Annotated in this window: 14 protein-coding genes; 5 read left to right on the top strand and 9 right to left on the bottom strand. The window is 63.0% G+C overall.

Going from position 1 to position 15,618, the window contains the following annotated elements; all coding sequences use genetic code 11:
* Positions 1–2: 2 nt before the first annotated feature.
* From BLS75_RS15160 to xerD, 3 genes are all read right to left on the bottom strand, one after another.
* The gene (locus tag BLS75_RS15160; protein ID WP_011059451.1) at positions 3–1,307 is read right to left on the bottom strand and encodes a homoserine dehydrogenase; all 1,305 of its coding nucleotides are present in this window, start codon (positions 1,305–1,307) and stop codon (positions 3–5) included.
* A gap of 134 nt (positions 1,308–1,441) precedes the next feature.
* Complete coding sequence (locus BLS75_RS15165) at positions 1,442–2,173, bottom strand: thioredoxin fold domain-containing protein (RefSeq protein WP_011059450.1); 732 nt, start codon at positions 2,171–2,173, stop codon at positions 1,442–1,444.
* A 149-nt stretch (positions 2,174–2,322) separates the two neighbouring features.
* A complete protein-coding gene (xerD, locus tag BLS75_RS15170) occupies positions 2,323–3,219 on the bottom strand; it encodes a site-specific tyrosine recombinase XerD (RefSeq protein WP_011059449.1) in 897 nt (298 codons plus the stop codon).
* 107 nt (positions 3,220–3,326) lie between these two features.
* Here xerD and BLS75_RS15175 point away from each other — a divergent pair, with 107 nt between their 5' ends.
* Positions 3,327–5,129, top strand: coding sequence for a cation:proton antiporter (locus tag BLS75_RS15175; RefSeq protein ID WP_072451203.1), 1,803 nt, complete (start codon positions 3,327–3,329; stop codon positions 5,127–5,129).
* A 69-nt stretch (positions 5,130–5,198) separates the two neighbouring features.
* On the opposite strand, the gene BLS75_RS15180 is transcribed toward BLS75_RS15175, so the two are convergent.
* A complete protein-coding gene (locus BLS75_RS15180; RefSeq protein ID WP_019094772.1) occupies positions 5,199–5,612 on the bottom strand; it encodes an acyl-CoA thioesterase in 414 nt (137 codons plus the stop codon).
* A gap of 324 nt (positions 5,613–5,936) precedes the next feature.
* Between BLS75_RS15180 and BLS75_RS15185 the strand changes: the two genes are divergently transcribed.
* Positions 5,937–8,063, top strand: coding sequence for a DUF4132 domain-containing protein (locus BLS75_RS15185; protein ID WP_072451204.1), 2,127 nt, complete (start codon positions 5,937–5,939; stop codon positions 8,061–8,063).
* A 58-nt stretch (positions 8,064–8,121) separates the two neighbouring features.
* Here the strand turns inward: BLS75_RS15185 and rplS are convergent, their stop codons facing one another.
* The 5 genes from rplS to ffh form a co-directional block, all read right to left on the bottom strand.
* Positions 8,122–8,472 carry a 50S ribosomal protein L19 gene (rplS, locus tag BLS75_RS15190; protein ID WP_009047143.1) on the bottom strand — a complete coding sequence of 117 codons (351 nt, stop codon included), beginning with the start codon at positions 8,470–8,472 and terminating at the stop codon, positions 8,122–8,124.
* A 45-nt stretch (positions 8,473–8,517) separates the two neighbouring features.
* Entirely contained in the window at positions 8,518–9,291 is a 774-nt protein-coding gene (gene trmD / locus BLS75_RS15195) for a tRNA (guanosine(37)-N1)-methyltransferase TrmD (protein ID WP_019094770.1), read from the bottom strand.
* Entirely contained in the window at positions 9,273–9,809 is a 537-nt protein-coding gene (gene rimM, locus BLS75_RS15200; protein WP_011059444.1) for a ribosome maturation factor RimM, read from the bottom strand. Before rimM ends, trmD begins: the two co-directional genes overlap by 19 nt.
* Positions 9,810–9,814: 5 nt before the next feature.
* A complete protein-coding gene (gene rpsP / locus BLS75_RS15205; RefSeq protein ID WP_007927680.1) occupies positions 9,815–10,066 on the bottom strand; it encodes a 30S ribosomal protein S16 in 252 nt (83 codons plus the stop codon).
* 251 nt (positions 10,067–10,317) lie between these two features.
* Entirely contained in the window at positions 10,318–11,694 is a 1,377-nt protein-coding gene (ffh, locus tag BLS75_RS15210; RefSeq protein WP_072443096.1) for a signal recognition particle protein, read from the bottom strand.
* 218 nt (positions 11,695–11,912) lie between these two features.
* Here ffh and ccsA point away from each other — a divergent pair, with 218 nt between their 5' ends.
* The 3 genes from ccsA to BLS75_RS15225 all read left to right on the top strand — a co-directional run bounded on the left by ccsA (position 11,913) and on the right by BLS75_RS15225 (position 15,562).
* Positions 11,913–12,716: a cytochrome C assembly family protein gene (ccsA, locus tag BLS75_RS15215; RefSeq protein ID WP_176876748.1), complete on the top strand. Its 804-nt coding sequence runs from the start codon at positions 11,913–11,915 to the stop codon at positions 12,714–12,716.
* A gap of 9 nt (positions 12,717–12,725) precedes the next feature.
* Positions 12,726–13,955, top strand: a complete 1,230-nt coding sequence (locus tag BLS75_RS15220) for a transporter associated domain-containing protein (protein WP_011059441.1) — start codon at positions 12,726–12,728, stop codon at positions 13,953–13,955.
* 290 nt (positions 13,956–14,245) lie between these two features.
* Entirely contained in the window at positions 14,246–15,562 is a 1,317-nt protein-coding gene (locus tag BLS75_RS15225) for an MFS transporter (protein ID WP_011059440.1), read from the top strand.
* The last annotated feature ends 56 nt before the right edge of the window (positions 15,563–15,618 follow it).

Genomic DNA, 15,618 nt, shown 5'->3' on the forward strand with positions numbered 1-15,618 from the left:
CATTAATTCAAATGTTCGACGCGGATACGCACCACCGGGCCAACGACGCCCTGCAGGGCCTCCAGGGCGGTGATCGCATCGTTGATGTGCTGCTCCAGAACACGGTGGGTCAGCAGGATCATCGGCACCAGGCCGTCCTGCTCTTCCACTTCCTTCTGCATGATCGATTCGATGTTGATGCCGCGCTCGGAAAGAATGCTCGCCACCTGGGCCAGTACGCCCGGGTGATCCTTGGCCTGGATGCGCAGGTAGTAGGCGCTCTCGCAGGACTCGATCGGCAGGATAGGATGATCCGATAGCGAGTCAGGCTGGAACGCCAGGTGCGGCACGCGGTTTTCCGGATCACTGGTCATGGCGCGAACCACGTCCACCAGGTCGGCCACCACCGAGGAAGCGGTCGGCTCCATGCCCGCGCCGGCGCCGTAGAACAGGGTCGAACCGGCGGCATCGCCATTGACCATGACCGCGTTCATCACACCGTTGACGTTGGCGATCAGGCGATCGGCCGGAATCAGGGTCGGGTGCACCCGCAGCTCGATACCGGCCTCGGTGCGGCGCGCCACACCCAGGTGCTTGATGCGGTAGCCCAGGGCCTCGGCGTAGTTCACGTCGGCGGTGGTGAGCTTGGTGATGCCTTCGGTGTAGGCCTTGTCGAACTGCAGCGGGATACCAAAGGCGATGGACGCCAGGATGGTCAGCTTGTGCGCGGCATCGATGCCTTCGACGTCGAAGGTCGGATCGGCTTCGGCGTAGCCCAGGGCCTGGGCTTCGGCCAGCACGTCTTCAAAGGTGCGGCCCTTCTCGCGCATTTCCGAGAGGATGAAGTTACCGGTGCCGTTGATGATCCCCGCCAGCCAGTTGATACGGTTGGCCGACAGGCCTTCGCGGATCGCCTTGATCACCGGGATGCCACCGGCCACGGCGGCTTCGAAGGCCACGATCACGCCCTTCTCCTGGGCCTTGGCGAAGATTTCGTTGCCGTGCACGGCGATCAGCGCCTTGTTCGCGGTGACCACGTGCTTGCCGTTCTCGATGGCCTTGAGCACCAGGTCACGGGCCACGGTGTAGCCGCCCACCAGCTCGATGACGATATCGATTTCAGGGTTGGTGGCCACGGCGAAGACATCGTTGGTAATCGCAATACCGGTCGTTTGGAACTGCGGCTTTGGCGTACGGGTAGCAATCTGCGCTACTTCGATTCCACGCCCGGCACGGCGGGCAATCTCCTCGGCGTTGCGCTGAAGTACGTTTAGGGTACCGCCACCGACAGTACCCAGCCCACAGATGCCTACTTTGACCGGATTCACTCTGAACTCCCCATAAAACGGCCGACTCTAGGCCGGCCGTGGAATACAGCCGCAAACTGCGCGGCTCTCTATTAATGGCCCGCCGGCTTGGCCGGCGGGCCATGATCGTCAAAGGCTAGCGTGACGATGCAGGATTATTTCGCACCCAGGGCCAGTTTGGCGATCTGCGGTGCCGGCTGGTAGCCGGGAATCACCTGGCCATCGGCCAGAACGATGGCCGGGGTGCCGTTGACACCGATCGACTGGCCCAGGGCGAATTGCTTGGACACCGGGTTGGCGCACTTGGCGGCCTTGATTTCCTTGCCGTCGACCATCTTGTCCATCGCGGCTTTCTTGTCCGCCGAGCACCAGACCGCCTGCAGCTGTTCGTCACCCGGCGAGCCCAGGCCCTGGCGCGGGAACGCCACGTAGCGCACTTCCACACCCAGCTTGTTCAGCTCGGGCACTTCGGCGTGCAGCTTGTGGCAGTACGGGCAGGTGGTGTCGGTGAATACGGTGATGTGGGTCTTGGTCTCGCCAATGGCTGGATAGACCACAGTTTCCGCGACCGGAATGCCGTTGATCAACTTGGAAATGCCCAGGCGCTCGGTTTTTTCGGTGAGGTTGACCGGCTTGCCATCCTTGAGCTGGAACAGGTAGCCCTGGACCACGAACTGGCCGTCGGCGCTGGCGTACAGCACGCGGCTGCCCTTGAGCTTGACTTCGTACAGGCCACCCATGGGGCTGGCGGTAATGCTTTCCACAGGCGTTTCGAGCTGCAGGGTCTCGAGGCTCTTGCGGATGGCTTTCTCGGCACTGTCATCGGCCATGGCAAAAGTGCTGAGCAGCGCCAGGGAGGCGGCGGCAAAAATCTGGGTCAAGCGCATGGGAACTCCTGAAGGCGGGCAAATGGGCCACTCGCAGCGATCACCATGGCAACCGCTCGCAAACAGCCGTTTTGCAAACCGGCAAAGCCTATCACATCTGTTTGCCGGCACCGACTACGGGCGACGCAAAGCACGGCCCGGAAGGCAAATCAACCGCGCGGATGGTGCTTGGCGTGCAGATCCTGCAGCCGGGCGCGGGCTACATGGGTATAGATCTGGGTGGTGGACAGGTCGCTATGACCCAACAGCATCTGCACCACTCGCAAGTCTGCGCCGTGATTGAGCAGATGGGTAGCGAAGGCATGGCGCAAGGTGTGGGGCGACAGCGCCTTGCCGATCCCGGCGACCTTGGCCTGGTGCTTGATCCGATGCCAGAAGGTCTGGCGGGTCATCTGCTCGCCACGCAGGCTGGGGAACAGCACGTCGCTGGGGCGCCCGCCCAGCAGCTCGGCACGGGCATCACGCATGTAGCGCTCGACCCAGACAATCGCCTCCTCGCCCATGGGCACCAGGCGCTCCTTGCTGCCCTTGCCCATGACCCGCAGCACGCCCTGGCGCAGGTTGACCTGCTCCAGGGTCAGGCTGATCAGCTCGGTAACCCGCAGGCCGCAGGCATAGAGCACTTCGAGCATGGCCCGGTCGCGCTGGCCGATGGCCTCGCTCAGGTCCGGCGCGGCCAACAGCGCTTCCACATCCGCCTCCGACAGCGACTTGGGCAACGGACGCCCCAGTTGCGGCATGTCGATCTGCAAGGTGGGATCGATTTCAATCAGCTTTTCCCGCAGCAGATAGCGATAGAAACCACGCACGCCCGAGAGGAATCGCGCTGTCGAGCGGGGCTTGTAGGCTTGCTCCACGCGCCAGGCCAGGTGATCGAGGATCAGCTCGCGCCCGGCCCGCGGCAACTCCAGCCCCTGCTCCTGCAACCAGCCGTTGAACAACGCCAGGTCACTGCGATAGGCGTCGCGCGTGTTGTCGGACAGGCCTTTCTCCAACCACAGGGCGTCGAGAAAACGGTCGATCAGGGGGTGGTCGATGGCAGGCATAAAGACTCGAAAGGCGCGGCCCAGAGGCCAGGCGTAAAAAAATAGTGAACTGCGCGCAGGGTCGCTAGTCTTTCATAGCCAGCCATTTTCAGGAACAGGGTGCATTGATGAGTGAACAACAGATTCTACTGGCCTTCGGCGGCATCGGCGTGGCCGCGCTGGGCTGCCAGTGGCTGGCCTGGAGGCTGAAACTGCCGGCCATTCTCTTTCTGTTGCTCAGCGGCATTCTGGCCGGGCCGATACTGGGCTGGCTCGACCCGCAGGAGATGTTCGGCCCGCTGCTGATGCCCCTGGTTTCGCTGGCGGTGGCGCTGATCCTGTTCGAAGGCAGCCTGACCCTGCACCTCTCCGAGTGGCGCGAGATCGGCAGTGTGGTGCACCGCCTGGTGACCATCGGCGCGCTGTCCACCTGGGCCGTGATCACCCTGGCCACCCACTGGCTGCTGGGCTTCGACTGGATGCTGGCCCTGCTGTTCGGCACCCTGACCCTGGTCACCGGACCGACGGTGATCGTGCCCATGCTGCGGGTAGTGCGGCCCAAGGCTTCGATCGCCAATATCCTGCGCTGGGAAGGCATCGTCATCGACCCTATCGGCGCCCTGCTGGCGGTGGTGGTCTACAGCTTCATCATCGCCAGCGCCGAGGGCGCCGGCCTGAGCCAGAGCCTGCTGACCTTTGGCGGGGTGATCCTGTGCGGCAGTCTGTTCGGCATCGCCGGCGGCTGGGTGCTGGGCAGCATCATGCGCCGCCAGTGGCTGCCGGAATACCTGCACAACCTGGCAACCCTGGCGGCAGTGCTGGGAATCTTCATCGCTTCCAACCAGGTGATGCACGAATCCGGGCTGCTGGCGGTGACCCTGATGGGCATGTGGATGGCCAACATGAAGGGCGTGGATGTGCGGCACATCCTGCACTTCAAGGAAAACCTCAGCGTGCTGCTGATTTCCGGGCTGTTCATCCTCCTGGCGGCACGCCTGGACCTCAAGGCGCTGATAGCCCTGGGCCCGCTGGTGCTGATCCTGCTGCTGGTGATCCAGTTCATCGCCCGGCCACTGAACGTGCTGCTGTCCACGGCCGGGTCGAGCCTCAACTGGCGTGAACGCGCCTTGCTGGCGTGGATTGCCCCACGGGGGATTGTTGCCGCAGCGGTGTCGGCGATCTTCGCCATCCGCCTGGATGAAGCCGGTCATGAGGGGGCATTGCTACTGGTGCCACTGACCTTTGCCGTGATCATCGGCACCGTGGTCCTGCAAAGCGCCACGGCTCGCCCCCTGGCGCGCCTGTTGAAAGTCGCCGAGCCGGCGCCCAGCGGCTTTCTCATCGTCGGCGCCAACGGCCCGGCACGGACCCTTGGCAAAGCCTTGCAGCAACTGGGCAGCCGGGTGCTGTTGACCGACTCCAGCTGGGAAAACATTCGCGCGGCGCGCATGGAAGGGCTGCCCACCTATTTCGGCAACCCGGCCTCGCAGCACGCCGATGCCCATCTGGACCTGGTGGGCCTGGGCCACTTGCTTGCACTCTCGCCCTCAGGAGAGCTGAACACCCTGGCCGCCATGCGCTTTCGCCACGACTTCGGCCACCAGCGCCTGTTCGCCCTGGCCAACAGCCAGGAAAGCCAGCGCACCGACAAGCACCGGGCCAGCCACGAACACCGCGGCCAGTTGCTGGGCAACGAGGCCTTGACCTACACCAAGCTGGCCAGCCTGCTGGGCCAGGGCGCGGAGCTGTACAGCACCAACCTGACCGAAGCCTTTGGCTGGGACGATTACCAGGCCCTGCACGGCGAACGCGCCACCCTGCTGTTTGCCCGCGACAGTAGCGGCTGGGTGCATGTCGTCACCCCAGACAGCAGCCTCAAGCCGGCGGCAGGCTGGACGCTGCTGGCCCTGATCCAGCCCGAGTCCCTGTAACGCTCCCCCTTGCAGGAACTGGTTTGCCAGCGAAGAGGCCCGATGGCTTATTCGCCGGCACGCCGGCTCCTACGTCGCAAACCCTGGAAGCACCGGTACCGGGCGCTTGTCATCGTCGATGGCGACAAAGCTGAACAAGCCATGGATGGCCTTTTCCCGACCATCACAGCTCATGCTCTCTACAAACACCTCGACTTCGACCTTGAGGCTGGTGTTACCCACCTTCACCACTCGCCCCACCAATTCGACGATCGAACCTGCGGCAATCGGATGGTTGAAATCAATGCGGTCGGTGGACACCGTCACCAGCGGCAGCCGGCAGAAACGGGTCGCGGCGATAAACGAAACCTCGTCCATCCAGGCCAGGGCAGTGCCGCCGAACAGGGTGTTGTGATGATTGGTGGTGGACGGGAATACCGCCTTGGTCACGCGGGTCACCGAGAGTTCGGTACGGCGCTGGATTTCTTGCTCACGAAGGGTCATCGGACTACTGCCTGAATGGATGGATCCGCGCACGGGCACGCTGCGGGCATGGAACGCCCATGAGCGCTGCAGGGCAGCGACCCAAGGCTGGATGGGAATAATCGGGGCGGCCCGCCTGTGGATAGAACCAGGCCAGGATTGCCGGGAGGATGCGACGCACCCTGGGCGTCCGTGCGGGCTGCACGGATCGGGCGATCACACTTTATTGGGCCGGCGAGTATATCGCCGCCCGGCAGGGGCCGAAAGAACCCACCAGGGGCCAGAGGCCACAACCGGCGATAAAAAATGCGATTATCCGCGCACTGAAAAAGGAGACCCGCCGCCATGGATGCCCCGCTCGCGCCTTCGCTCGTCGCACACCTGCAACAACGCCTGAACACCGACCGAGTGGATCATCCGAACTTCATCGGCCCGCCGCCCGACATCAGCCCATTGACGCCCGCTCAATTGGGCAGCCTGTGGCCGGCCATCCGCCGGGCCCTGCGCGACCATGCCAACCCGGCGGCACAGCAACTGGCGACCGCGATCGTGCAACAGGCCACGCAACTGGAGCTGAGCCCGGCCCTCGATCAAACCACCCTGCTGGAGGCGCTGCGCAGTTGCGTGAACTGGCAGGAAGCGCTGGAACAATTGGCCTGTTTCAGCGGAACACCGAGCCCCGCCCTGACCGAGGAACTGCGCAGGATCCTTGCGGAACCGGGCCCACAGTGGGCGCTGTACTACCACCAGGCGTACGTGCTGGCGCAATGGGTGGATGAAGAAACCCGCATGGCTCTGCGGCGTTGCGTGGAACAACACTACGCCGATGCGCCCTACGCCCGGCAGGAGTTCGAACTGCTTGGGCAACTGGAGCCTCGCTCACGGCAGGCCCTGGCCGGCAGCGAGTACTGGACCGGCCATCATCACCTGAGCGCCGATCCGGCCAGGGTGCTGATGGATGACGCGGCGTACGTCGAATTCTCACAGCAGATCCTCAATACCGCAGCCCAGCGCCTGGACGCCATCCACAGCGGCGCCACGCCCTATGTGGCCGATGGCGCCTTTACCACCGACGACACTCCGGTGATCGCCCGCGCCGCGCGGGTCGCCCTGCTGCGCGATGCCTCCTGGCTGCCGCCACTGATGGACATTTTGCTGCCCAAGGCCTGCGTCGCCCCGACCCAGGCCAAGACTGCGCCGTCGCAGTCCCTGGCCATCGCCCTGGGGCATTGCATCGAGCAGGTGCCAACCCCGGAAAGCGTGCAGGCACTGCGCAGCGCCCTGGGCCTGGTGCGCCATGCCAGCATCCAGAAAAAACTCGCCCGCAACCTCAAACCTGCCGAACGCGGCCTGGCCCAACGCCCCGAGATAGCCCTGCGCCTGGCCCCCACCAGCACGCCCGGCAAGGCCCAGCACGGGCTTCTGGCCAGTTGCCTGGAATCCGGGCTGTGGCAAGCCTTTGAGTTGTCTTTCAGCGACTGGCAAGCGCAACTGGCGGACTCCGCCGTGGGCTCGCCCTTTGCCCGCTCACTGGTTTGGGTTGCCCATTGCACAGATGGCCAACGCCGCAGCTTCCTGCTGGACGCAAATGCGCAAGCGCTAGACTCCCGGGGCCAACCGCTGAGCCTGGATGCCGGGTGCAGGATTTCGCTATGGCACCCGCTGTCAGCCAACGCCGCAGAGCGCCACGCCTGGCAGGCCCTGATCAGCGAACGCCGGATCGAACAACCGCTGCGCCAAGTGTTTCGCGAGTACTACCTGGCCTCTCAGCAAGAGCTGGAAAGCCGCACCTGCCAGGCATTCGCCGGATACAGCCTGTCCATCCGCCCCCTGATCGGCCTGGCCCGCCGCGAAGGCTGGAAGATCGACAGGGACAGCGGCCTGAGCCGGAACCTGGGGGATATCCGGGTGAGCTTTGCGGTGGACGCTGCACTCTATCCGGGGCTGCAGGGGCACTGCCTGTCCGGCAGCGCAAGCTTCGCTCGGCGCACCGATAAACATTGGCAGCCGATGCTGCTGCAGGATGTGCCGCCGCAGGTGTTTTCAGAAGCCTGCCGGGCCATCGACCTGCTGGTGAGCGTCAGCAGTTTCGCCATCGAAGAGCTGGCACAGAGCGCCACCGGCCAGCCCCTGCCGCAAATGCCGGCAGCCCGGCGCGAGCAACGCCTGAACCTGCTGGCCGGGCACAACCTCACCCAGATGGCTCTGATGCGCCAACACGTGCTGGGCAGGGCTTTCGCCCCACTTATCGAGGAGGGGAAATTGTCGCTGGAGGGGCGCCATGTCCGCATCGGCGACCATGCGGTGCATCTGGCCACCGGGCGCGTGACACGCGATGGCGAACCCGTGGAGATGGCCCTGGCGGCGCAAAGCGGCAAATTGACCGCCGTGCCCTGGCTGCCTTATGACGAGGTACTGCTGGAACGGATCGCCAACACGGTCTGCGCCCTGCTGAACCGCTCCGGGCATTAAATGACAGGCAACAAAAAAGCAGCCCGTAGGCTGCTTTTTTCTGCATCGGAAGCTGGACTTAAGCCAGTTTTTCCTTGATGCGAGCTGCTTTACCCGACAGGTCGCGCAGGTAGTACAGCTTGGCTTTACGCACGTCACCGCGACGCTTGACAGCCATGCTGTCGATCTGCGGGCTGTAGGTCTGGAAAGTACGCTCTACGCCAACGCCGTTGGAGATTTTACGTACGGTGAACGCGCTGTTCACACCGCGGTTGCGCTTGGCGATAACTACGCCTTCGAACGCCTGCAGACGGGAACGATCACCTTCCTTCACTTTCACCTGAACGACAATGGTGTCGCCCGGGGCAAAGGCTGGGATCTCTTTGGTCATCTGCTCTGCTTCGAGTGCAAGGATGATTTTGTTGGTCATGCTGTGCTCCTAAGGTAAATCGTCGGATCTACCATCGATACGTTGTTAACTATCGTCCCGCTCGCGGAGATATTCCTCGAGCAGCTTCTTCTCTTCTCCAGAAAGCGAGCGGCTTTCCAGAAGATCGGCGCGTCGTTCATAGGTCCGACCAAGGGACTGCTGTAAACGCCAACGCCGGATGTGTGCGTGGTTGCCACTTAGCAACACGTCGGGAACACGCTGATCCGCATACACCTCCGGTCGGGTGTAGTGCGGGCAATCCAGCAGACCGTCCGTGAAGGAATCTTCCTCCGCGGAATCCACATGCCCTAAAGCTCCGGGCAGCAGTCGCGTAACCGCATCAATCAGGACCATCGCCGGCAGCTCGCCACCGGAGAGTACATAGTCGCCAATCGACCACTCTTCATCGACATGAGCATCAATAAAACGCTCGTCAATGCCTTCATAACGACCAGCAATCAGGATCAATGCATCCTCATTCGCCAACTCGCGCACCGCCGACTGATTCAGTTGGCGGCCTTGGGGCGACAGGTAGATCACCTTCGCGCCCTCCCCGGCTGCGTTTCTGGCCTGAACCAGTGCATCTTCCAGGGGCTTGATCTTCATCACCATGCCCGGACCACCGCCAAACGGGCGATCGTCCACAGTGTGATGTCGATCCGTGGTGTAGTCTCGCGGATTCCAACAGGTCAGCTGCAACAGCCCCTGTTTCACCGCGCGGCTGGTTATGCCGTACTCGCTGATGGCGGAGAACATCTCGGGAAACAAACTGATCACTTCTACGCGCAAGTTAGCCACGCTTAGAAGTCCGCATCCCATTCCACCTTCATCTCGCCCGCGGCCAGGTCGACGGCCAACACGCATTGCTCGGTATAGGGCAACAGGCGTTCGCGATCATCCAGGCTGCCAGCGCAAGGCTTGACCACCATTACATCGTTCGAGCCGGTCTCCAGCAGGTGATCGATCTTCCCGAGCAGTTGCCCGAGGCCGTCGATAACCTTGAGACCTTGCAGCTGGTACCAGTAGTACTCGCCGTCGGTCAGTTCAGGGAACAGGCTGCGCGGCACGCAGATCTCGTAACCGGCCAGAAGACGAGCTTCCTCGCGATCATCAAGACCCTTGAGCTTTGCGACCAGGAACTTGTCGTTCCCGCGTCCGCTGACCAGCTCAACCTGCTTCACGCTACCTTCGCGCTTGAGCGTCCAGGTTTTGTAGTCCAACAGGTTTTTAATCGGATCAGTAAAGGAAAAGACCTTCACTTCGCCGCGAACGCCATGAACAGAGTAGATTTTGCCGATAACGATCAAATCATCAGCAGGAGCTGGCGTCGCGTTCATAGGGTTCAGGCTGCAGCCTTAGCCGATTCCTTCAGCAACTGAGCAACACGCTCAGAAGGCTGTGCACCAACGCTCAGCCAGTAGGCTACGCGCTCTTGGTTCACGGACAGGCGGACTTCTTGACCACGAGCGATCGGGTTGAAGAAGCCAACTTGTTCTTTGTGCGAACCGTCGCGTGGATTGCGGCTGTCGGTCACGGTCAAGTGGTAAAACGGGCGCTTTTTGGAGCCGCCAAGGGCAAGACGGATTGTTAGCATGTGAACATCGTTCCTGTAGTCGGTGCTGCAAATCTAAATGCACAGCGGGCATGGGTGCCCGAAAGGCCGCATATTCTAAGGAATATCCGGACTTTTGCAAATGACTTTTTCCGGCGCCCGTCGGCTGCCATTCAGATTTGCCATGGAGCTGCCGCAAGCGACAGCGAGTGAGCGCACCCCAATCGAGGGTTTGCCCGGGATTCCACGTCCCCGTGGAAAAAAGCGCCGGCATGACGGCCGGCGCGGATTCTTCAGATCTTCGGCATGCCGCCGCCGGGCAACATACCGCCCATGCCGCGCATCATCTTGGCCATACCGCCCTTGGCGGAGAACTTCTTCATCATCTTCTGCATCTGCTTGTGCTGCTTGATCAAGCGACCGATGTCCTGCACCTGGGTACCGGAGCCCATGGCGATCCGGCGCTTGCGCGAACCGCTGATCAGCTCGGGGTCGCGGCGCTCGGCCGGGGTCATGGAGTTGATGATGGCTTCCATCTGCTTGAACTGCTTCTCTGCCGCGCCCTGGGCATTGCCCATCTGCGCCAGGTTCACGCCACCGATGTTCGGCAGCTTGTCCATCAGGCCGCCGAGACCGCCCATGTTCTTCATCTGCTGCAACTGATCGCGGAAGTCTTCGAGGTCGAAGCCCTTGCCCTTCTTCAGTTTTTTAGCAAGCTTGTCGGCCTTGTCCTTGTCGAGGGTCGCTTCAGCCTGTTCGATCAGGCTGAGCACATCGCCCATGCCGAGGATGCGCGAAGCGATGCGCTCGGGGTGGAACGGCTCCAGGGCTTCGCTCTTCTCGCCCATACCGATGAACTTGATCGGCTTGCCGGTAATGGCCCGCACCGACAGCGCGGCACCACCACGGGCATCGCCGTCGACCTTGGTCAGGATCACACCGGTCAGCGGCAGCGCGTCGCCAAAGGCCTTGGCGGTGTTGGCGGCGTCCTGTCCGGTCATGGCGTCGACCACGAACAGGGTTTCCACCGGCTTGATGGCCGCGTGCAGCGCCTGGATCTCGTCCATCATCTCGCTGTCGATGTGCAGGCGACCGGCGGTGTCGACAATCACGACATCGATGAACTTGAGCTTCGCCTCCTTAATAGCCGCTTCGGCGATAGCTACCGGCTTCTGGCTCAGGTCCGATGGGAAGAAGGTCACGCCAATATCATTGGCCAGGGTTTCCAGCTGTTTGATAGCCGCCGGACGGTAGACGTCCGCGGAGACCACCATCACGCTCTTTTTCTTGCGCTCTTTAAGGAAGCGCGCAAGCTTGCCGGCGGTGGTGGTCTTACCCGCACCCTGCAGACCGGCCATCAGCACCACGGCCGGTGGCACTGCGCTGAGGTTCAAATCTTCGTTGGCCGCGCCCATCAGGCTTTCCAGCTCGGCCTGGACGATCTTCACAAAAGCCTGGCCCGGCGTCAGGCTGCGGGACACTTCGGTGCCGACCGCACGCTCCTTCACCGAGTTGACGAAGTCCTTGACCACCGGCAACGCAACGTCGGCTTCGAGCAGCGCCATGCGCACTTCGCGCAGGGTGTCTTTGATGTTGTCCTCGGTCAGCTTGGCCTTGCCGGTGACATGGCGCAGCGTCTGCGAGAGACGGTCGGTTAGGTTTTCAAACATGCTCGATCCTTTCAGGCCCAAGGTAGACCGGGGGTAATGGCGGCCCAGAGCGTAATAAACAGGTGCTCGATGAGCCTGCGGCGTGGGCAGGTCGCGGATTATAGCGAAGACTGTGCGTGGCGGACACCTCGCCGTCTGCTTGCCTGGTCTTTCAGGGCTCTGGGTTCTATGCCAAACTCAGCGACTTTCGGGCCTGCCTAACAGGATTTATGCTCCCCTTGTCACCCAGTTTGCTACCCACCCTCGCCGCCGCCGTCCTTTATGCCGCTGCGACCTTCTACCAAGGCTCCCGCCTGGCCACAGGCGCCAAGGCGAACAAGCGCCTGCTGGTTACGCTCGGCATCCTGGCCTTGCTGGCCCATGCCGCCAGCCTGCTGACCCACTTGCTGACTCCGGTCGGCCTGGGCCTGGACTTCTTCAGCGCCGCCAGCCTGATTGCCGCTGCAGTCATCGCCCTGACCCTGCTGGCCTGCTGGCGCATCCCGGTGGAAAACCTGCTGGCACTGCTGTTCCCGCTCGGCGCCCTGACCGCGCTACTGGCGCAATTCGTCCCCACCGGCACAGTGCCGGTGATCGATGAGGAACCCGGGATCCTCGCCCACATCCTGTTGTCGATCCTGGCCTACGGCATGTTCACCATCGCGGTGTTCCAGGCCTTGTTGCTGCTGGTGCAGGACCATCAGCTGAAGAACAAGCACCCGTCCGGGCTGATCAGGAACTTCCCGCCACTGCAAACCATGGAAAGCCTGCTGTTCGGTTTTCTCTGGGCCGGCTGGACCCTGCTGTCGCTGTCGCTGATCTCCGGCTGGCTGTTCGTCGAGAACCTGTTCGCCCAGCACCTGGTGCACAAGACACTGCTGGCCTGCCTGGCCTGGGTAGTGTTCAGCGTGCTGCTATGGGGCCGCAATCGCCTCGGCTGGCGCGGGCACAAGGCAATTCGCTGGACCCTGGCAGGTTTCTGCCTGCTGATGCTGGCCTACTTCGGTAGCAAGCTGGTTCGTGAATACATCCTGCACATCTGACGACCGGCCATGACCGACTCCCTGCCCACCGGGCCCATGCTCGCGGTAATCGCCCTGCTCATCGTCTGGTCGGGCCTGTTCACCGCTATCGATGCCGCACAGCAGCACCTGATGACCCTGCGCGGCAACTCGCGCAACGGCGACAAGTCCCAGGCACGCCTGGCCTTCCCCAAGGAAAGCCTGATCCTGTGCAATACCCTGTGCCGGGTCCTGGCGGTGATCATCAGCACCCTGCTGGCGCTGTTCTACTGGGCGGAAAATGGCCCCTGGCTGGCCTGCCTGATCAGCACCTGCGCCCTGCTGGTGCTGGCCGAATACCTGCCGCGGGCCCTGGCCGTGCGCTACCCGGAAGGTACCTTGGGCTTTGGCAACAGCCTGCTGCTCATCCCGATGAAAATCGTCTATCCCCTGGCCTGGCTGCTCGACACCCTCAGCCAGTTGCTGCTGCGCCCGTTTGCCCGCAAGGCCGGCGCGGTCAAGCACAGTGACGACGACCCGGCGCTGCTGGACGACGAGCCCACGCCACAGGAGCCACATGCCCTGTCCGGCATCCACGCCCTGGACAACATCACCGTCAATGACATCCTGGTGCCCCGCAGCGAAGTGGACGGCATCAACCTGGACGACCCGATCGAGGACATCATCGCCCAACTGCGCCTGAACAGACGCACACGGCTGCCGGTGTTCCACAGCGATATCAACCAGGTCGAAGCGGTTCTCAACACCCGGCAGATCCGTCACCTGCTGCCGGACGCCAGCCTGACCAAGGAGGCCCTGCTGGCGGCCTGCCACGAGCCCTACTTCGTCCCGGAAAGCACCCCGTTGCAGTTGCAACTGCTCAACTTCCACAAGCAGCAACGGCGCCTGGGCATGGTGGTGGACGAATACGGCGAAGTGCTGGGCATCGTCACCCTGGAAGACATCCTCGAAGAAATCGTCGGCGAGTTCGAAAGCGAGCACAGCCTGGACAACCCGCACATCCACCCCCAGGCCGATGGCCGCTATGTGGTGGAAGGTGCGGCATCGATCCGCGAGCTGAACAAGAGCCTGGGCTGGCACCTGCCCAGCGACGGTCCCAAGACCCTCAACGGCCTGGTCACCGAAGCCCTGGAAACCATCCCCGACAGCGCGGTGTGCCTGAAAATCGGCCGCTACCGCCTGGAAATCCTCGAAACCGAGGAAAACCGCGTCAGCCGCGTACTGATCTGGCACACCAGCAGCGTCCCCGCCCGCATCTGATCGCCTGCCGCCGCGGCCAATGGCGCCCCTAAAAGTCGAAAACCTTCTCGCCAGCCCGGCAGCCGCCAAGCCCCTTGTTGAATCGTTAGCGGCCTTTCTATAATCGATCCGCTTACCCAAGCCCTGTGCAGACCCGCGTGCTACCCGCACCCAGCGCAAATCTGCCGATAACCAGCCCTTCTGTTCGACGTCACTCCCATCCCGAGGGACGACCGCGCCAAACCCACATCCCTGGGTGCTCGACCATAATAATTCGCTCCACTGGAGCACAGACTGTCAGGGATAACCGCATGACGACCAGCACCGCCTACAGCACCACCACGCCTGCCCAACCGAGCAATTCCGCCTCGCGGGTGGCCACTGCCAGCTTTATCGGCACCGCCATCGAGTTCTACGACTTCTACGTCTACGCCACCGCCGCCGCACTAGTGATAGGCCCGGTATTCTTTCCCCAGACCTCCGGCACCGCCCAGATGCTCTCGGCGTTCCTGACCTTCGGCATCGCCTTCCTTGCCCGCCCCCTGGGCTCGGCACTGTTCGGCCACTTCGGCGACCGTATCGGACGCAAGTCGACCCTGGTTGCCTCGCTGCTGCTGATGGGCGTGTGCACCACCCTGATCGGCGTACTGCCAGGCTACGCCAGCATCGGCGCCTGGGCGCCCATCCTGCTTTGCGTGCTGCGCTTCGGCCAGGGCCTTGGGTTGGGTGGCGAATGGGGCGGCGCCGCGCTGCTGGCCACGGAGAACGCACCGGAAGGCAAGCGCGCCTGGTTCGGCATGTTCCCGCAGTTGGGCCCCTCCATCGGTTTTCTCGCTGCCAACGGCCTGTTCCTGGCCCTGGCCATGGGCCTGGATGACGAGCAGTTCCGCTCCTGGGGCTGGCGCATTCCCTTCCTGCTCAGCGCCGCCCTGGTGATGGTGGGCCTGTACGTGCGCCTGAAGCTGCACGAAACCCCGGTCTTTGCCAACGCCGTGGCACGCCAGGAACGGGTGAAGATGCCACTGGTGGAACTCTTCAGCCAGTACTGGCTGCCGGTACTGCTGGGCGCCGCGTCGATGGTGGTGTGCTACGCCCTGTTCTACATCTCCACGGTGTTTTCCCTGAGCTACGGCGTCGCGACCCTGGGCTACAGCCGGGAAACCTTCCTCGGCCTGCTGTGCTTCGCCGTACTGTTCATGGCCGCGGCCACGCCTCTGTCGGCCTGGGCCAGCGACCGCTTCGGGCGCAAGCCGGTGCTGATTGTCGGTGGCGTGCTGGCGATTCTGTCCGGCTTCACCATGGAGCCCCTGCTGACCCAGGGTTCCACCGCCGGCGTGGCGCTGTTCCTGTGCATCGAACTGTTCCTGATGGGGGTCACCTTCGCCCCGATGGGCGCCCTGCTGCCGGAACTGTTCCCGACTCACGTGCGTTATACCGGCGCTTCGGCGGCGTACAACCTGGGGGGCATCGTCGGAGCTTCGGCCGCGCCGTTCTTCGCCCAGAAACTGGTGGCGATGGGCGGTTTGAGCTGGGTTGGGGGGTATGTTTCAGGGGCGGCGATCCTGAGCCTGATCGCGGTGCTGTGCCTGAAGGAAACGCGCAATAACGATTTGAATCGGGTCGCTTGAGCGACCGCTTCGCGAGCAAGCTCGCTCCTACAGGTTCAATCCGGACGCTGTAGGAA

The sequence above is a fragment of the Pseudomonas sp. NFPP12 genome (assembly GCF_900103205.1).
Taxonomy (GTDB): Bacteria; Pseudomonadota; Gammaproteobacteria; order Pseudomonadales; family Pseudomonadaceae; genus Aquipseudomonas; species Aquipseudomonas protegens.